The organism is Streptococcus gallinaceus, assembly GCF_040545695.1.
Taxonomy (GTDB): Bacteria; Bacillota; Bacilli; order Lactobacillales; family Streptococcaceae; genus Streptococcus; species Streptococcus gallinaceus.
In genome coordinates this window covers 21,216-39,056 of record NZ_JBEPMK010000008.1, presented here as the reverse complement: position 1 = coordinate 39,056, position 17,841 = coordinate 21,216, and the positions used below count along the sequence as shown (strand labels likewise).

At 43.0% G+C, this 17,841-nt stretch carries 16 protein-coding genes; 2 read left to right on the top strand and 14 right to left on the bottom strand.

The window, feature by feature from the left end; genetic code table 11:
- Positions 1-39: 39 nt before the first annotated feature.
- Genes ABID27_RS09410 through trhO form a run of 4 tightly spaced genes read right to left on the bottom strand, consistent with a single transcriptional unit; the run spans position 40 to position 4,286 of the window.
- Positions 40-882, bottom strand: coding sequence for an energy-coupling factor transporter transmembrane component T family protein (locus ABID27_RS09410; RefSeq protein ID WP_354281771.1), 843 nt, complete (start codon positions 880-882; stop codon positions 40-42).
- Complete coding sequence (locus ABID27_RS09405; protein WP_354281769.1) at positions 879-2,549, bottom strand: ABC transporter ATP-binding protein; 1,671 nt, start codon at positions 2,547-2,549, stop codon at positions 879-881. Before ABID27_RS09405 ends, ABID27_RS09410 begins: the two co-directional genes overlap by 4 nt.
- Positions 2,550-2,596: 47 nt before the next feature.
- Entirely contained in the window at positions 2,597-3,247 is a 651-nt protein-coding gene (locus tag ABID27_RS09400) for a uridine kinase family protein (protein WP_354281767.1), read from the bottom strand.
- Between the two features lie 52 nt (positions 3,248-3,299).
- A complete protein-coding gene (gene trhO, locus ABID27_RS09395; RefSeq protein ID WP_354281765.1) occupies positions 3,300-4,286 on the bottom strand; it encodes an oxygen-dependent tRNA uridine(34) hydroxylase TrhO in 987 nt (328 codons plus the stop codon).
- A gap of 107 nt (positions 4,287-4,393) precedes the next feature.
- On the opposite strand from trhO, the gene ABID27_RS09390 reads away from it, so the two are divergent.
- Positions 4,394-5,722: a DUF3114 domain-containing protein gene (locus tag ABID27_RS09390; RefSeq protein WP_354281763.1), complete on the top strand. Its 1,329-nt coding sequence runs from the start codon at positions 4,394-4,396 to the stop codon at positions 5,720-5,722.
- Positions 5,712-6,308 carry a hypothetical protein gene (locus ABID27_RS09385; protein WP_354281761.1) on the top strand — a complete coding sequence of 199 codons (597 nt, stop codon included), beginning with the start codon at positions 5,712-5,714 and terminating at the stop codon, positions 6,306-6,308. The genes ABID27_RS09390 and ABID27_RS09385 overlap by 11 nt, the downstream gene beginning before the upstream one ends.
- A 17-nt stretch (positions 6,309-6,325) precedes the next feature.
- Here the strand turns inward: ABID27_RS09385 and ABID27_RS09380 are convergent, their stop codons facing one another.
- The 10 genes from ABID27_RS09380 to ABID27_RS09335 all read right to left on the bottom strand — a co-directional run bounded on the left by ABID27_RS09380 (position 6,326) and on the right by ABID27_RS09335 (position 17,640).
- A complete protein-coding gene (locus ABID27_RS09380; RefSeq protein WP_354281759.1) occupies positions 6,326-6,874 on the bottom strand; it encodes an ECF-type riboflavin transporter substrate-binding protein in 549 nt (182 codons plus the stop codon).
- A gap of 109 nt (positions 6,875-6,983) precedes the next feature.
- The gene (gene lplA, locus ABID27_RS09375; protein WP_253366085.1) at positions 6,984-7,973 is read right to left on the bottom strand and encodes a lipoate--protein ligase; all 990 of its coding nucleotides are present in this window, start codon (positions 7,971-7,973) and stop codon (positions 6,984-6,986) included.
- Between the two features lie 147 nt (positions 7,974-8,120).
- Positions 8,121-9,101 (bottom strand): siderophore ABC transporter substrate-binding protein, encoded by a 981-nt coding sequence (locus ABID27_RS09370; protein ID WP_354281757.1) that lies wholly within the window; start codon positions 9,099-9,101, stop codon positions 8,121-8,123.
- Between the two features lie 14 nt (positions 9,102-9,115).
- Positions 9,116-9,868, bottom strand: coding sequence for an iron ABC transporter ATP-binding protein (locus tag ABID27_RS09365; RefSeq protein ID WP_354281800.1), 753 nt, complete (start codon positions 9,866-9,868; stop codon positions 9,116-9,118).
- Entirely contained in the window at positions 9,864-10,835 is a 972-nt protein-coding gene (locus ABID27_RS09360) for an iron chelate uptake ABC transporter family permease subunit (RefSeq protein WP_354281755.1), read from the bottom strand. Before ABID27_RS09360 ends, ABID27_RS09365 begins: the two co-directional genes overlap by 5 nt.
- The gene (locus tag ABID27_RS09355; RefSeq protein WP_354281753.1) at positions 10,822-11,784 is read right to left on the bottom strand and encodes an iron chelate uptake ABC transporter family permease subunit; all 963 of its coding nucleotides are present in this window, start codon (positions 11,782-11,784) and stop codon (positions 10,822-10,824) included. The genes ABID27_RS09360 and ABID27_RS09355 overlap by 14 nt, the downstream gene beginning before the upstream one ends.
- A 147-nt stretch (positions 11,785-11,931) precedes the next feature.
- Positions 11,932-13,686, bottom strand: coding sequence for a dihydrolipoyl dehydrogenase (gene lpdA, locus ABID27_RS09350; protein ID WP_253366096.1), 1,755 nt, complete (start codon positions 13,684-13,686; stop codon positions 11,932-11,934).
- 149 nt (positions 13,687-13,835) lie between these two features.
- Positions 13,836-15,224: a dihydrolipoamide acetyltransferase gene (locus ABID27_RS09345; RefSeq protein ID WP_354281751.1), complete on the bottom strand. Its 1,389-nt coding sequence runs from the start codon at positions 15,222-15,224 to the stop codon at positions 13,836-13,838.
- Positions 15,225-15,356: 132 nt separating this feature from the next.
- Positions 15,357-16,352, bottom strand: coding sequence for an alpha-ketoacid dehydrogenase subunit beta (locus tag ABID27_RS09340; protein WP_253366100.1), 996 nt, complete (start codon positions 16,350-16,352; stop codon positions 15,357-15,359).
- 319 nt (positions 16,353-16,671) lie between these two features.
- Positions 16,672-17,640: a thiamine pyrophosphate-dependent dehydrogenase E1 component subunit alpha gene (locus tag ABID27_RS09335; RefSeq protein WP_253366102.1), complete on the bottom strand. Its 969-nt coding sequence runs from the start codon at positions 17,638-17,640 to the stop codon at positions 16,672-16,674.
- Positions 17,641-17,841: the final 201 nt, after the last annotated feature.

Below are 17,841 nucleotides of genomic sequence, written 5' to 3'. Positions count from 1 at the left end.
CAACAAACTTTCCAAGGAAAGTTTGTTGTTTCATTTATCTTAGAGACTGGCAGCCCATGGATTGTAAAATCGACCGTGATTGTGGATAAGTAGGCCAACTGTCAGGCAGATGAGTGCAACTAGAAACAATAGAATCAGGTAATCGACCTTATTCATCTGTTGGTAACTGTACCAAGTCCGCTTTTTATTTTTCCCGAAGCGACGCAGTTCCATAGCCGTTGAAACGGTATCAATGCGTTCAAGCGATGAGAAAATCAGAGGTGTGATGAGGACGAGATTTCCTTTTATCCGCTGCAAGAGGGGCGCCTTTTTCGACAATTCTAGACCACGCGCTTCTTGAGAAAGGCGAATCGTGTAGAATTCCTCCTGGATATCAGGAATGTAGCGCATCGTTAAGCTGACAGCATAGGCAATCCGATAAGAGACCCCAATCCGATTGAGACTGGAGGCAAATTGGCTCGGATGGGTTGTCATCAAAAAGATCAGAGCAAGTGGCACCGTTGAAAAATACTTGAGGGCAAGATTTGCTAAGTAAAACAATTCCTGACTCGTTAGGGTGTAGTGCCTGATTCCTTGCCATAGAACTGTCCGCTGACCGTAGAGGTCCACTCCGTATTCTGGCGCAAAGAAATAGACCATGACGACATTCAAGAGGGCAAATACAATTGCCAAGATGAGCACAAAGGACACATCTTTGAGGCGAATCCGCGACCATTTAAATAAACACAAGGACAGAATTCCCAATCCAAATATCAGTCTCGTATCATAGGTCACCATGACCAAAATAGAGACAATCAGAAAGGTGAGTAGCTTGGTTACAGCCGATAAACGGTGGATAAAACTGTCTCCTTTTTGGTAACCAATCAATCGTTGTTGGCTCATTGATTACCTCCTTCCTGCATATACAGATATGTCAACTGTAACGGGTCCACTCCCAAGCGCTCAGCCAGGGTAAAAATGCTGGTTTCTTTTAGATTAGCCTGCCGAATCAATAGCGGATCACTCAGGATCTCAGCAGGACTCGCGTCTTCGATAATCTGTCCGTCCACCATCACCAAAGCCCTATCCGAATAATCCAACATGAGCTGCATGTCATGCGTAATCATAATGATGGTATGTCCTTGTCGGTTGAGCTCAGTGAGAAATTCCATGATTTCAGTGTAATTTCGCTTATCTTGACCCGCCGTCGGCTCATCTAGAAGGATAATTTCTGGATTCAACACCAGGATAGAGGCAATCGTAACGCGTTTTTTCTGTCCATAGGACAGGGCTGTGATGGGCCAATTCCGATAGGCATAAAGGCCGCACGTTTTCAGTACCGCATGGACGCGCTCTGTCACTTCTTCTTCGGAAACATGACGGAGTCGTAAGCCCATCGCCACCTCGTCAAACAGCATGGTCTGGCTAAGCATCTGATTTGGATTTTGCAGGACATAGCCAATTCGTTCTGCTCGTTCCTTGACGGAGTCATTCGAGATAGACTGACCTTGCCACTTCAATTGGCCTTGCGCTTCTAAAAATCCACAAAGTACCTTGGCAAGCGTAGACTTGCCTGCACCATTTTTCCCAACGATTGCAAGGCGTTCTCCTTTGCGAAGTTCAAAACTAATCTGCTCTAAGGCTGCTCCCTGATCATAGGCATAGGACAGAACAATGGCTTCTAACAAGAGTGGACCATCGCTCTCATGAATGTCCACAAATGGTAATGAGGGATGCTGGAGCGAGGTTAGGTCTAACTTTTCTAGTTGACTGAGATGTTTTGAGGTTTCAATCGGGTAGCCCAAAGTCCGCAAAGTTGAGATATAGAGCGGCTCACGGATACCATTTTCAGCTAGTAGAGTCGTTGCAAGCAAGTCGTCAGGACTACCATTGAAGACAATGCGTCCTTCATTCATCAAGACGATTCGGTCAACAGAGCGGTGTAAAACATCTTCCAATCGGTGCTCGATAATGATGGTGGTCGCACCTTCTTCCCGATGCAAACGGTCAATCAAATCAATCGTATCTTGCCCCGCTTGCGGGTCTAGATTAGCCAAGGGTTCGTCAAAAAGTAAAATTGGACTTTCATCGATCAAGACACCCGCCAAACTAACACGTTGCTTCTGTCCACCAGATAAATCCTGTGGCCGATGGCCAATCAAGTTCTGCAAATTCAAGCGGTCAGCCCAGTCCGATACACGAGACTGCATCTCAGGGAGGGCTACCATATCATTTTCTAAGGAGAAGGCCAAATCTTCTTCCACGGATAGGCCGATAAATTGACCATCTGTGTCCTGTAAAACAGTTGACACCAGCAATGACTTTTCATAGATAGACATGCTAAAAGCGTCTTGTCCATTCATCAGAAATTGCCCACTTGCTTTTCCTTTATAGGTGTTGGGAATGAGTCCATTCAGACATTGGCCTAAGGTCGACTTGCCTGAGCCAGATGGCCCCAGAATTAAGACTTTTTCCCCTTGATAAATTTCCAGATTTACATCTTTCAAGGTCGGCTCTTGTTGCGTCAGGTATTGAAAGGTAAAATCCTTGCATTCAATGATTTTTTTCATGTTACTATTATAGCGTAAAAAGGGGTAATAAAAAAGGCTAGGATTCCTTAATTTCTAAAGGAATTCGCCTCGATGAGAAATTGGCCCTGCGAATCATTAATGAGAATATCAAATTCATTCTTATAGGGTTCCATGTAAAGCTGATATTGCCTTCTTCTGCGATCTGCATTTTTCTGGACAAAATCGGGAATCCGGCCTCGTTCTGCCACATCACGCACCAGCCTTCTTGCCAACTCGGTCTCTGCATCAGTATAGATGTAGATGGACAGGTCAAACAAGTCCTTTTCCAGAAAAGTTGGTGACATGCCTTCTACAATCGTAATGGGCTTTTGTCCTTTGAGGATTTCCTCTTTTTGCCACGGCATGTCCGGTGTCAAGAGGTCCATTCCTCTTGATAGGGCTGAAATATCCCGTTTAAGACTGATCAATTCATGTCGAACGGGATGACAGGCTGTGATGGAGGCTTCTACCGCTTGCCCCTCCATCTCATAACGTAGGAAAGCCTGGTCGCTAATCTGCCCCGGAATAACATAGAGGTCTCCAGCCAGGACATTGACCTCTTCTTTTCCTAAATACTGTGCTAAGTCAGCCGCTAAGGTCGACTTCCCAGACGCTCCATGCCCGCAAATCCGAATGGTAACCGATGATTTTTGGTCGAAAAACCGCCCGATGGCTTCCATTAATTCTTCTTTATTCATACCTATAGTATAACAAAAAAACAAATCAGACAGGCTGATTTGCTTTGATTTTTTAAGCACCAACGACTTCTGGTAATTCTTCACCGATGACTTCCAAACGAGCTGCCCATTCTTCGCGAGACAAGCCGTTTTCTTCAACATAGCGGTTGCGCTCATGCGCACGACATGCTGCTGAACAACCACGAACGTAGGCATGTTCTGTTTCTTCAGACATGAAGACTTGTTCGTTACAGTATGGGTTTGCACAATTTACATAACGTTCGCATTCCTCGCCAGTAATATGGTCGCGTCCGATGACTGTTGGATTGACGCGGTTGATTGGCACAGAGATACGCTCATCAAATACATACATAGCACCATCCCAGAGTTCGCCCATCACTTCAGGGTCTTTTCCGTAAGTCACGATACCGCCGTGAAGCTGGCCGACATCTTTAAAGCCTTCGCGAACCATCCATCCAGAGAATTTTTCACAACGTACGCCACCTGTACAGTAGACAACGACACGTTTTTCCATGAATTTTTCTTTGTTATCACGCACCCATTGTGGCAATTCACGGAAGTTACGAATGTCAGGGCGGATAGCACCACGGAAGTGACCAAGGTCGTACTCGTAATCATTACGCGTGTCAAGAACAACTGTATTCTCGTCCAACAAGGCAGCTTTAAATTGTTGCGGGTTGAGGTACTCACCCGTTGTTTCAAGCGGGTTGATGTCGCTATCAAAATCATTGTCTTCTAAACCAAGGTGAACAATTTCCTTTTTGTAGCGAACAAACATTTTCTTGAAGGCATCGCGTGGCTCTTCGTCAAACTTGAACCAAAGGTCTGCAAAGCGCTCATCGCTGTGAACCCAGTCCATATACTTTTGAGTTGTTTCGTAGTCACCAGAAACGGTACCGTTAATCCCCTCATCTGCAATCAAGATACGACCTTTGAGTCCGATTGATTTACAAAAATCCAAGTGCTCTTGAGCATATTCTTGTGCGTTTTCAATGGGAACATATTTATAATAAAGCAATACACGAATATCGTTAGACATTTCTAATTTCTCTCAATCTTTTAATGTTACCTTTCTATTGTACCGATTTTGACAAGAGATAGGAAATAATTTGACTGAAAATCAAGTCACTATGCTATACTAAAAGTATGAAAAAAGAATGGATTTTACTCATCAGTATCGTCATTTTTGGATTGGGAGTCTGGGCTGGTTACTTCTTCTACCGAACGGAACTAAAGGCTGACCAGTCAGCTTCTCCTTTTAAATACATCCGCAATGATAAGCCCAAAAAGGCATTGGCAAAAGCACCACAGGTCTATGTGACTATCCACAAAGATCTGTTATCTGACGACCAACAAGAAAACGTCAAGGCCAAGTTAACTCAACAAATTCAGCAACTGCAAAAGGACGGCTGGTCAAACAAGGCCATCTGGAAGGGCTACCTCTATCAAATGGAACGTCAAACATCAGACAAGGATATCTTCGCCTATCTGGACCAGCGGTTTGCCGAAACCAAGATTTTTGGCTCCACAGCCTTTTCAGACCTCTGGACGCATTCACCTTATAAAAAGTCTCGTAAAGTTGCCCGATTTTTATTAGAGAAAACCATGGACATCGTTAGAATGCCGGAGGACTTGTCTGGTCAACCAAGCCAAACACAGCAATTGATTGCCAAGTTCGACACTCAACTCGAACCAGACGATAACTTTTGGAAATATTTTTCCAAAACAGTACAAGTCGCATTTCCTAAAAACAGTCTCTCTGATGAGTCCGACATTTTGGCACGAAAGGTTCATCAATTCCGCTATGTCATCTCTTCTCAACAAGCCCAATGGGTGCGAACCAACTACAAGAAAAAAGGAATGACCGATGCCCAAGCTCTAGCTGTCTACATGAAAGACATGGATGAGATGAATTCCTTCCTCGAGCAAACCGGAATCGTTGAGTCCGATTACTACTACGATTATAATTACGGCGAATCTGCACGACTTCATAACAAAATCGCCGTGACAGTAGATGGTACAGGCATTGTCACTGTCCATCGCCCCGACAATATCAACCAAGTGAATTTCAAAATCGTCATGGATTTCTATAGCGAATTTATCTTGGATGAGGCAGGAAATTTCCTCAATGAAGTGGATGCCGAAAAGATTACCGAAAACGGAGTCATCAACGGGGCAAGCTACAACTATGCAAATGAAAATAACGCCCTGCACCGCACCTTAGATGTCAAACCCATCCGCATCCACGACCCGGAATTTCGGAAAAACTTTTCTAAAAAAACAGGCCTTCATTTTTGGACACCAAATCGCTTAAAAGACCCCAAAGCAGCTACTCAACGGCAAAAATGGGAAAATTCCTATTTCAATCCTGACGGAAACTTTGCCATCGCAAAACAATCTGCTGCTGATCGTGTCAAAAATAGCATTCAACTATTTCAAAAACTGGTAGAGGAGACCAAGAAAAATGAACACTAAATTCAGAAAAAAAACGATTTACCTGCCCCTTGGACTCTTACTAGTCACAGGAATGGGCATGGTGATTGGCTACGCTCTTTCTCGACAAGCACCAACCTCTCAGCAAACCGACGAACCTCTAGTCAAGGAAATAAAAATCGGAAAAACCTACGAAATGTACGGTGAACTCAGCCTCATCGACGACCGTCACTATATCTACTTAGTAGATGACACGGATTATGAAAGCGAAGAGGAGTTAGAGGAAATCCAAGAAGAAAACTATCCGGAAGAGGTCTACCCAACTCTCTACTACTATCAAGGAGACTACAAGCGAGAGGGGGACGATATCTATCTCAAACCCACAAAAGAAATCAGCATTGCATTTGAAACCCTTGCCGATGTCAAGAAAAAACAATATTTCCAACTAAAGGAAACTGCATTGACAGACGACTACGAAGACCAACCTCAACTCGTCAAAAAAGAGGGAAGCTACCAAGTTCAAACTGGAGATGACGACGGTTTCGACCTTGCACCATCTTCTACAAAACTCGCAAAATCTGTCACAGAATTACTCAGTAACTACAAAAAAGTAGAAAAAAAGGACTAGTTAAACTAGTCCCTTTCTTATTTATCAATGGATAGGCTGCCTGCCTGTGTCCGTGAGTTCGCGTAGAATTTTACCAAAAGTGTCCCTGCAACACCAATTGTTACAGCATTGGCAATCCCTGCAATCAAGCCTTGGGTAAAGCTTTTATTTGCTGGCTCTTGGTAGATAATAATATCCAGTAAGGGCGCCACAAGTCCCCAAGAAATTACATTGGCAATAATCTGCGTTCCATTAAATAACAGAATGTCCTTAGAGGTAAAGATACCTTCCTCCACGCGCAGACGTTTTTTCAATAATCCGATCAAGAATCCTAGCAAACCTGAAGCCAAAATCCATGACCACCATGGGCTGTAGCTGACAGAATCTTTGACAGTATGCCCGATAAAACCAATTAAAAAGCTAACAACAGGGCCAAAAATGACTGAAAAGAGTGACTGCACTGCGTATTGGAGTTGGATATTTGTATTGGGTACAAAGGTTGGAATGTTGACAACTAGACCAATCACAACGAATAAAGCTGCTCCGATCCCTGTTGCGACAACTGTTTTGATTGAATGTTGTTTCATGATATCTCCTAAATAGTCCTATTTGTCCAAAGAACTCCTCTATTATAACGAAAAATCACCTATTTGACTAATAGATGATTTTTATTGTAGATTTTAGATTTTCCTATCACTAGGCAACGATGGCTTTGGCAACTTCTTCCACTGTCATTCGTGAGAAATAGCGAGTTGTGTCAATGGTTTTGAGATTTTCCAAGACATCTTGGTATTCGTAGCGAGTACCGACTAATAATTCTTCGATGTCTGCTACGTCTTCAATCCCAAAGAAGTCCCCGTAGATTTTAATGGAAGCGATAAGAGATTTTTCTGTTTGGATATAAGAAGTGATTTTACCAGCTGGGTAACGTACCGCACGCTCAACTGTGTATTCAGGTGCTTTTCCGTATGTCCAGTCCCAGTTTGCAAATTGCTGGTCACGCAAGTTTTGGATAGCAGCCAATTCTGTTTCATTGAGGACGTATTCTTCCATATCAGGATATTCTTCCTTCATCTGGTTTAGAATGGCATCGCTAAACTCTTGTACCGTGATCTTGTCTTCCAAGTGATCTACAATATTAGTCACACGCGCACGAACAGATTTAACACCTTTGGACTCGATTTTATCTTTTGAAACTTTAAGGGCTTGCCCAAGGACAGACATATCCACATCAAAGAGCAAGCAACCGTGGTGCATCATGCGTCCGTTGAAATAAGCTTGGGCATTTCCTGCAAATTTTTGCCCGTCAATTTCAAGGTCGTTACGTCCTGTAAATTCAGCCTTGACGCCCAATTTTGCTAGTGTATCAATCACAGGTTTTGAGAAAGTTTTAAAGTCAAAAGCTCCCTCATCTGCTTTATTGGAAATGATGGTGTAGTTGAGGTTGTTAAGGTCATGGTAAACCGCCCCACCACCTGACAGACGACGCACGACATGAATGCCATGAGCATCTGTAAATTCCTTATTGATTTCTTGAATGGTATTTTGGTGTTTCCCAACGATGATGGCTGGCTCATTGATCCAAAGAATGAAAATTTCATCCAACTCTTTCAATTCACGAAAGGCATAAGCCTCCAAGGCAATATTGTAAGCTGGATCATTTGATTGGTTGACGATGTATTTCATGTGAAACTCCTCTTCATCTTGTTAGCATTTACAGGATTATTATAACAGAAAAAAACTTGATTTCGGAAGATATGAACCGAAAATTTGTCTCCTTGAATGTTCGTGTAGAAATGAAAGAGACCAGAAGTTTTGACTTCTGGATTCTTTTTATTTTCCAGCATAGGCTGCGACTTCATCAATCATCAGCTCAGTTGACTCCAAGCCACCTCCTGATAAGTACCATAGGTCTGCTGTTAATGAAACAATTCCTTTGTTTTTACCTGCATTTGTTGCTTGAACCAAGTCATTTTTCAACGCAGATTCATTTTTAGAATGATCGCCACCGATAGCCAAGCTACGGTCAACTACAAAGATTAAATCTGGGTTCAATTGATGGATACCTTCAAATGAAATCATCGCCCCGTGTTTCCCAGCTTTCGCTGCGTCTTCTACTACCATCTCTGTCGCTTTGAAGCCTAGGTCCTTATAGAGAAGGCCGTAGCGACCTGTTGCAGGAATAGCTGCGATAGCTCCTTCGTTCAAGAGAACTGTCAAAGCTTTCTTTTGGCTTTCTTGGTTTGCTTTGGCAACTTTTTCTACTTTTTTATCCAATTTTGCGAGTGATTTTTTAGCTTTTTCTTGACCTTTTTCACCGAATAATTTGGCCAATTCTTGGATATTTCCCTTGATAGATGCCCAAGGTTTGTCCTTATCGGTTGCAAAGTAAATCGTTGGAGCAATCTTCTTGAATTCTGCCACCTTATCCGCTGTACGGCCGGAAGCAATAATCAAATCTGGCGCCAATTCAGCAAGAGTTTCCATGTTTACTTCTTTTAAGTTACCGACATTCGTGATTGATTTTTTATTTTTAAAATCTTTTAAGTAGGCTGGCAAGGTGTCTTTAGGCATCCCAACAATTGTGTCTTCAAAGCCCAGTGCACGAATGCTGTCCGCAACACCATTATCCAAGACAACAATTTTTTTCGGATTTGCCTTCAATGTCACTTGACCACTTGCATCGGTCAATGTGATTTCCTGTGCTGCTGGCTTTTCTTTTTCAGCTGTTTTTTTGCTTGCACAAGCCACAAGACCTACTGTAAGCACACTCATCAAGATAACTTTTACTACTGTTGCTAATTTCTTTTTCATTTTTTCTCCATTTCTTATTGATATAAACAAATCGACCGGCCATTGATAATGGCCAGTTCTAAGTTAATGTCATAGATTTCCTCTAGGACTTCTTTTTTCATAACATGGCTAGGACTACCTTGGCAAAAGACCTGACCATCTTTGAAAGCGACCATGTGGTCAACAAATTGGCTCGCGACATTGATGTCATGGATAACGACAACAACCGTCTTCCCCATCTTATCTACCAAGTCACGTAAGGTACGCATCATCAGAATACCTTGCTTCATATCTAGATTATTGAGCGGCTCATCGAGCAAGATAATATCTGTATCTTGAGCCAATACCATGGCAATAAAGACCCGCTGCAACTGTCCTCCCGACAACTGGTCAACATAGCGATCACGAAATTCGTCCAAGCCCATATGGGCTATTGCTGCTTGAATTTTTTCAAAATCCTCCTCTTTCAAACGACCCTGACTGTAAGGAAATCGTCCAAAAGAAACCAATTCTTCAACAGTTAGCTTAGATTGGCAATGAATCTGCTGCTTCAAAATGGCTAATTCTTGTGCAAATTCTCTGAAACCCCAACTATCAATTTCCTGTCCTTTGATATACAGACAGCCCTCTTCTTTTTTCATCAGCCGGCTCATGAGACTAAGAAGAGTTGACTTCCCAGCACCATTTGGCCCAATAAAAGCTGTGAATCGCTTCGGAAATACCTGTAAATCGTCCACTTGTAGGACAGGAGCTTGACCGTAAGTTTTGCTTACTTGCTCCACCTTAATCATATCTCAAACGCTCCTTATACACTAGATAGAGGAAGAAACTCCCACCAAACAGCTCCAATATCATACTGATTGTCACGGCATATTGGAAAAATCGCTCTACCAACATTTGCCCATACACCAAAGAAACAAATCCAAGACAAGTCGCTACCAAAAAAAGATAGTGGTGTTGGTATTGTTTGACAAGGCGGTAGGTAAGATTGGCAACTATAAACCCAAAGAAAGAAAGCGGTCCAACCATAGCCGTCGTGCTAGCAGTCAGGATAACAACCGCCCACAAAATACGTCTCTGTACTGCTTCCACATCCACACCAAGAGACAATGCCTGCTCCTTACCCAGGTGTAAGACATCTAAAACTGGATAAAGACGATAGAGATAATAAGTCAAGATAAGAGTCGCCAGTCCAACTAACACCAACACATCTTGATGTGCATGCTGGAAGGACGCAAATAACTTGCCTTGCAACTTATCGTATTCATTTGGATCCATGAGAATTTGCATAAAGGTTGATAGACTGCGCAAAAGTGTACCCAATGACATACAGATGAGTAAAATCGTTCCGAATCCTCTGGATAACAATTGCTTCAACAGAGGCTGTAAGGCTCCGAAAAAAAGCAATAAGAGACCTAGAACAATGAGAAATTCAACCTGAACTGATGGTTGGTGTTGATTGGCCCATCTCCAAAAAAAGAAGAGATAGGTCGACTGGATAAAGACGTACAAACTCTCCAATCCCAAAACCGCAGGTGTTAAAAATCGATTTCCCGTTACCGTCTGAAAGCTAATCGTCGCAAAACTTGCCGCTATAGCTACCACTAGATAGACCAAGATTTTTTTCAATCGCAACTGGAAAATATAGGCCGACATCCCTGCTGACTTGGGTAAAAAGTACAGCAGTAGACCTACAACGACTACTAACATCAACATTCCCAGAATGAACTTGGTTCTGACTTTAAGCTGCTGCATGCTTCTCCTCCTTCCAAAGAACCCGGATTAGAAAGACAGAACCCAAGACACCAAGGACGACTGAAATTGAGAGCTCGTAAGGCCAGACAACCAGACGCGCCACAATATCGCAGCACAAGACCAGCAAGACACCGACAAGGAACACTTTTCCTCTGATTTTTCTAAAATAATCCCCATAGCGCTGACGGACAAGATTCGGTATGATGATTCCCAAAAATGGCAAGCCTCCCACTGTAATCATCGTCACAGCCGTCGATAGAGCAACTAAAAAGAGAGCAATTTGCTCCATTTTCTGAAAGGGCAAGCCCAAACTACGACTAGCGGACTCTCCAAGTGCCATCAGAGAAAAACTCTCTGTAAAGAACCAGATCCCCACGCAGACTACTATCGTCAAAAAGAGCCACTCAAACTGATTGCGCTGAATCATGGTATACGAACCTTGTGTCCAGGAAGACATGGATTGAACCAATTGAAAACGATAGGCAATCATCTCTGCAATCGCCCCAATGATCCCACCAAACAGGATTCCAACCAGAGGCAGCATCCATTTTTCATGAAAAGAACACTTACGGACAAAGGTCAAAAAGAGCAGACTTGCCCCCATTGTTGCCACAAAGGCAAAGGTCATTTTTTGAAATAAATTAGCCTGGGGAAAGAAGAAGAGAGAGACCAACATTCCCAGCTGTGCAGCTTCTACCGTTCCCGTGGTAGACGGCCCTGCATATCGGTTTTGTGTGATGGTCTGCATCAAGAGTCCCGATAAACTGACCGAGCCTGCGGATAGGACGATGGAGATTGTCCTAGGAAGCCTTGCCTCTAAGAAAACTCTCAGCGCCCCCTTATCCCCACTAAAAAGACCGACCCAAGAAAAGGCCGAGCTCGATCCGACACTCAAGGAAAGCAACAGCAACCCACCGAGCAAAATGAACAACCATCTATCCTTTCTCACCACTTCCTCCTTTCAAACATTTTGTTCATGAACTATATTTACTTTAACAAAAGCGATTTCAAAAGTCAATATTATATTAAAATTATCAGACTATTTAGCTAAAATTAAAACAAAAAAGAAGCCCTAAGGCTTCTTTTAACAAATAGATTATTTACGTTTTGGTGGGTTGTGGATGGCTTCACCCAATACGTCAGCAAATGCTTCGTACATCACTTCAGAGAACGTTGGGTGTCCGTGGATTGACAAGAGCAATTCATCAACTGTCAATTCATTTTCCATGATAGTTGCAGCTTCGTTAATCATTTCAGCAGCAGCTGGACCAATGATGTGTACACCAAGAATTTCGTGGTATTTAGCATCAGCGATAACTTTTACAAAACCTTGTGCTTCGTTTGAAGCAATGGCACGACCGTTACCAGTAAAGCTGTTTTTACCGATAAGGATATTGCCGTATTGTTCACGCGCTTGTTCTTCTGTCAAACCAACCATAGCCACTTCAGGGTGTGTGTAAACAGCAGCCGGAGTGAATTCAAGGTTAGCCTTGCGGTGGTTGCCTTTCATGGCATTTTCAGCAGCAACTTCACCCATACGGTAAGCTGCGTGGGCAAGCATTTTCGTACCGTTGACATCACCTGGTGCGTAAATACCTGGGATTGATGTTTCTTGGTATTCGTTAACCTTGATACGGTTGCGGTCCATTTCAAGGTTCAGATTTTCAAGTCCATTCATTTGTGGTACACGACCGATTGAAAGAAGGGCTTTTTCAGCTACAACTTCTTCGCCGTTGTTGAGTTTCAATGTCAATTGGTTGTTTGCTTCAACGATTTCAGAAACACCAACTGATGTTTTGATCTTCATACCTTTCTTAGCAAGGATTTTTTGAAGTTCAAGTGACACTTCTTTATCCATTGCAGGGATGATGCGGTCAGCCATTTCGATAACCGTTACGTCAACACCGTATGATGCCCAGACAAGACCAAGCTCGATACCAACGACACCACCACCCATAACAGCAAGTGATTTTGGCATTTCACGAAGATCAAGGATATCATCTGATGTCAAGACAAGTTTAGACTCGATACCTGGGATGTTGATGCGAGAAACTTTTGAGCCTGTTGCAAGAATTACGCTACGACCTTTGATTGTTTCAGAACCGATGGTTACAGTCTTGTCAGGATTTACTTGACCAAGACCATTGAAGATAGTGACTTTATTGGCTTTAAGGAGACCTTGAACACCGCCTGTCAAAGTCTTAACAACAGTGTTTTTGAAGTCAACAGTTTTATCCATATCGATAGTGTAGTTTGTCGATGCCAAGTTGATCCCGCGACCTGCCGCATGTTTGATACCGTCTAGGATTTCAGCATTTTTAAGGTAAGTTTTTGTTGGGATACAACCCACATTCAAGCAGGTACCACCAAATTCAGATTTTTCAACAATAGCAACTTTACCACCAAGTTGAGCACCTTTAATGGCAGCGTAGTAACCAGCAGGACCACCACCGACAACAATCATGTCGTATTCATTTGCAGCCAAGTCTGCTTTTGGAGCTTGTGCCGCTGCAGCTGGTGTAGATGGAACTTCAAGTCCAGCAGCTTTCAAGTCAGCAGTTGCTTGAGTTACTTGAGCAGCAGCTGGTGCAGCTGATTCGCCGACCACTTCGCCTTCTGCACCGATGTAACCAATCACTTCTGTGACAGGAACAACTTCGCCGTTACCGCGAACGATTTTAAGCAAGACACCTGAGTCTTCTGCTTCCAATTCCATGCTTGTCTTATCAGACATCATTTCCAAGATAACGTCGCCTTCGTTGACAACATCACCTTCTTGTTTTTTCCACTCGATGATTTCGCCTTCTTGCATGTCAACGCCAAGTTTAGGCATAATAATTTCTACAGCCATGTTAATTTTTCCTTTCAAAACTCTTTTTGATTCTTGTCTAAGGTGGTGGGGACGTCAGCGAACCTTTGGTTCTATGACTTATTTTTGAGACACAGCGACAAGAATCTGATTTGCTCACTTTGTTCGCTTATTTATATAAATTATTTCACTCAGATAAGCAATTCTAATGGATTTTCAAGTAAGTTTTTGAGATCCACCATGAATTTGGCACCGTTCATACCGTCGATGATACGGTGGTCAATGGTCAAGCAAAGTGCCATGATTGGGCGAATTTTCACTTCTCCGTCAACCACAACTGGTGTTTGAACAGTTGAAGCTACACCCAAAATTGCTGAGTTTGGTTGGTTGATGATTGGGTTGAATGTCTTAGTACCAAACATTCCCAAGTTTGTGATAGAGAAGGTTGAACCAGACATTTCAGCACCTTTCAACTTACCTGATTGTGCTTTTTTGATAACATCTTTTGAAGCAACCACGAAGTCTGACAAGCTCATCTTATCTGCACCGTGAACAACTGGTACGACAAGTCCTTCATCAAGACCTACGGCGATACCAAGGTTGACAAATTTGTGCAATTCGATTTCTTGTGCGTCATTGATAAGTGAAGCGTTCATGTAACGGTGTTCTTCTTTCATCAATGTACGTGTAACAGCAAGTCCAATCAAGTCTGTAAAGGTTACTTTGAGACCTGTTTTGTTCATGATTGGCTCAAGAATTTGTTTACGAAGTGCCATGAGGTTTGTCATGTCAATATCGTAGTTGAGCGTAAAGGTTGGAGCTGTAAGGTAAGAGTTGACCATTCCTTTTGAAATTGCCTTACGCATAGCAGACATCTTGATGATTTCCACGCCTTCTGGCAATTCTTTAGCAGGTTTTTCAGCTGTCTTAGCTGCTGCTTCCGTTTGTGCTGGAGCTTGCGCTGCAAGGTGAGCAAGGATATCTTCCTTAGTAACCTTACCAGAATGACCTGTCCCTGCAATAGCAGCCAAGTCAATTCCGTTATCTGCAGCCATTTTACGAGCAAGTGGTGTTGCTTTTGGTTGTGCATTCTTGAAGTCTTCTACGTCAACCTTGTGCACACGACCATTGGCACCTGTTCCTGGAACGCTTCCTAGGTCAAGACCCAAGTCTTTTGCCGCTTTGCGAGCTGCTGGTGTTGCGCGAACTTTTCCACCACCTTGAGGTGCTACGGCTGGTTTTACTTCAGCTGCTACTGGAGCAACTGGCGCAGGTGCTGCTTCTTGAACAGGAGCCGCTGCTGGTGCTGGACTTGCTGCTGCAGCCACATCAACTGTTTCACCTTCTGCACCGATGTAACCAATAACTTCGGTAACAGGCACAACTTCGCCATTGCCGCGAACGATTTTAATCAAGACACCTGACTCTTCAGCTTCCAATTCCATGCTGGTTTTGTCAGACATCATTTCCAAGATAACGTCGCCTTCATTGACAACATCGCCTTCTTGTTTTTTCCACTCGATAATTTCGCCTTCTTGCATATCAACACCGAGCTTTGGCATGATGATTTCTACTGCCATGAATTTTCCTTCTTTCTAAAACATGTAAAATCTAGCAGGATTGACGCCCTGCCAGATTGAAACGGATAACCTTTTAAAAACGATGACGATTGCTACTGAACAAGCTCTCGCATGTTTTTGGGCGGCTATCAATTAGCCACGGTTCACTTGTTTGTAGATTGCAGCTTTGATTTTTTCTACGTTTGGCAAGACTGCATTTTCAAGGATATTGGCATAAGGAACAGGGACATCATCAGATGCGATACGAACAACTGGTGCATCCAAGTAATCAAATGCTTCACTTTCAGTGATGATTGATGCGATTTCGCCGATAAATCCACCTGTTTTGTAGGCATCATTAACCAAGATAACTTTACCAGTTTTCTTAACAGAGTTGATGATGATTTCTTTATCAAGCGGAATCAAGGTACGTGGGTCCACCACTTCAACGCTGATACCTTCTGCAGCAACTTCTTCAGCTGCTTGCAAGACGCGTTCCAACATACGACCGTATGATACGATGGTTACGTCTGTACCTTCGCGCTTGATTTCCCCTTTACCAAGTGGGATGTAGAAGTCTGGGTCTTGGTTGACTTCTTCTTTTTTACCATAAAGCGCTTTTGGTTCCAAGAAAATAACTGGGTTATTGTCTTGGATTGAAGATTTCAAGAGACCTTTTGCATCATTTACTGTACCAGGTGCAACGACCTTGATACCTGGAATATGTGTCAACCACGCTTCAAGTGATTGTGAGTGTTGAGCTGCTGATCCGATACCTGAACCTGATGCAACACGGAAAGTTACTGGTGTTTTCAAACCACCACCAAACATATAGTTTGTTTTGGCAGCTTGGTTAACAATGGCATCAAGTGCAATCGTAACGAAATCCATGAATGTCAAGTCTACGATTGGACGAAGACCTGTTTGGGCTGCACCAACTGCTGAACCAGCGATAGCCGCTTCAGAGATAGGAGTGTCGCGAACGCGTTTTTCGCCAAATTCTGCCAACATACCAACAGAAGTACCGAAGTCACCACCGTAGATACCGACATCTTCACCCATCAAGAATACTGTTTCATCCTTACGCATTTCCTCGCTCTGAGCAAGATTGATGGCTTCACGCAAGGCCATTACTTTTGTTTCAGTCATTTAACTATTCTCCTATAATAAAATACCGATTTTAGATTTGTCATCCTATAAAATACGAAATTGTAGTCGCAAGTAGGCAGGTCAACCAATGGCATCCGCCGGAGTGATTCCTGCGTTGATTGTTTTATTCAATCGAGTTCAGACTAAGCACTGGGTAAAATCTACCCTCTTAGTTCTAACGCAGTTGACATCTGGCAAAAGCCTACGTTTCATGACTTGGCTTTTACCTAGTTGTCATTGCGGGGGTCTCGCAACGAAGTTTTGATAAACTTCTGCTTGGCCGCCTATTTTTACTGTGTGCTTTTAACGTCTTCACATCTTAATCTACAAATACGTCTTCGTAAGCTACTGAGATGTCTGGATCTGGGCTTTCTTGAGCAAATTTCACTGATGCTTCAACTTCTTCAGCGACTTGTGCTTCAATCGCATCCAACTCTGCAGCTGTAACGATCTTGTTTTCAGTCAAGTAAGCGCGGTATTTTTTAAGTGGATCTTTGGCTTTCCAGCTGTCCACTTCTTCTTTTGTACGGTACACACCAGCATCCGCTGTTGAGTGACCAAACCAACGGTATGATTCTACCTCAACGATAGCAGGACCATTGCCAGCACGAACATACTCAATCACTTCATGCATTTTTTCATAAACGGCAACAACGTCATTTCCGTCTTCAACATAGTGACCTGGAATGCCGTAAGCATCTGCACGAGTGTAAAGGTGAGGAATTTTTGTTGAGTAGCTAATATCTGTTGAGATACCGTAACGGTTATTGATGATGAAGAAAATAACTGGTAAATTCCAAACAGCAGCCAAGTTTACAGATTCGTGGAATGAACCTTCGTTGGTTGCAGAGTCACCTGAAAAGGCGATAACAATGTTGTTTGTGCCAGTGTATTGCTGAGTAAGGGCTGCACCAACTGCGAGGGCATAACCACCACCAACAATACCATTTGTTCCGTAGTTTCCTTTTTCAAGGTTGGCCAAGTGCATAGACCCACCACGACCTTTTGATGAACCAGTTGCTTTACCAGCAAGCTCAGCCATCATCGCGTTGATGTCAATTCCTTTAGCGATTGTCTGACCATGACCACGGTGGTTTGAGAAGATAATATCTTGGTCTGTCAAGTCAGCGATTGCACCAACTGAAGCTGCCTCTTCACCAACTGAGAAGTGAGTCATCCCTTGGACAAAGCCACGACGAACCAATTTATTAAGTTTCATATCAACATCGCGGATTTGTTGCATTTTCAAAAACATATCCAAGTGTTGCTCTTTTGAAATAGATACCATATTTTCCTCCAATGTATTTCTCTTTCTGTACTATGATAGACCAAAGATTCACAAATAGCAAATAATTGGTCTGAACATTTCTTGTCCAAAAATTCTAAAAAACCTTGCCCCAGCTGACTTTTCACTCTATTAAGCTTGCCTATCAATTAGTGCTAAGTTATCTTCTTCACAAACTTTCACGCCATCTTGAAAAGCCTTTCA

Coding starts and splice junctions, on each gene's coding strand:
- ABID27_RS09380 (WP_354281759.1), bottom strand. CDS start 6,874: ATGAAACAACATTCAATCAAAACAGTTGTCGCAACAGGGATCGGAGCA.
- ABID27_RS09405 (WP_354281769.1), bottom strand. CDS start 2,549: ATGAAAAAAATCATTGAATGCAAGGATTTTACCTTTCAATACCTGACG.
- ABID27_RS09345 (WP_354281751.1), bottom strand. CDS start 15,224: ATGGCAGTAGAAATCATCATGCCAAAGCTCGGTGTTGATATGCAAGAA.
- ABID27_RS09340 (WP_253366100.1), bottom strand. CDS start 16,352: ATGACTGAAACAAAAGTAATGGCCTTGCGTGAAGCCATCAATCTTGCT.
- ABID27_RS09385 (WP_354281761.1), top strand. CDS start 5,712: ATGAACACTAAATTCAGAAAAAAAACGATTTACCTGCCCCTTGGACTC.
- ABID27_RS09360 (WP_354281755.1), bottom strand. CDS start 10,835: ATGCAGCAGCTTAAAGTCAGAACCAAGTTCATTCTGGGAATGTTGATG.
- trhO (WP_354281765.1), bottom strand. CDS start 4,286: ATGTCTAACGATATTCGTGTATTGCTTTATTATAAATATGTTCCCATT.
- ABID27_RS09410 (WP_354281771.1), bottom strand. CDS start 882: ATGAGCCAACAACGATTGATTGGTTACCAAAAAGGAGACAGTTTTATC.
- ABID27_RS09370 (WP_354281757.1), bottom strand. CDS start 9,101: ATGAAAAAGAAATTAGCAACAGTAGTAAAAGTTATCTTGATGAGTGTG.
- ABID27_RS09400 (WP_354281767.1), bottom strand. CDS start 3,247: ATGAATAAAGAAGAATTAATGGAAGCCATCGGGCGGTTTTTCGACCAA.
- lplA (WP_253366085.1), bottom strand. CDS start 7,973: ATGAAATACATCGTCAACCAATCAAATGATCCAGCTTACAATATTGCC.
- lpdA (WP_253366096.1), bottom strand. CDS start 13,686: ATGGCTGTAGAAATTATTATGCCTAAACTTGGCGTTGACATGCAAGAA.
- ABID27_RS09390 (WP_354281763.1), top strand. CDS start 4,394: ATGAAAAAAGAATGGATTTTACTCATCAGTATCGTCATTTTTGGATTG.
- ABID27_RS09335 (WP_253366102.1), bottom strand. CDS start 17,640: ATGGTATCTATTTCAAAAGAGCAACACTTGGATATGTTTTTGAAAATG.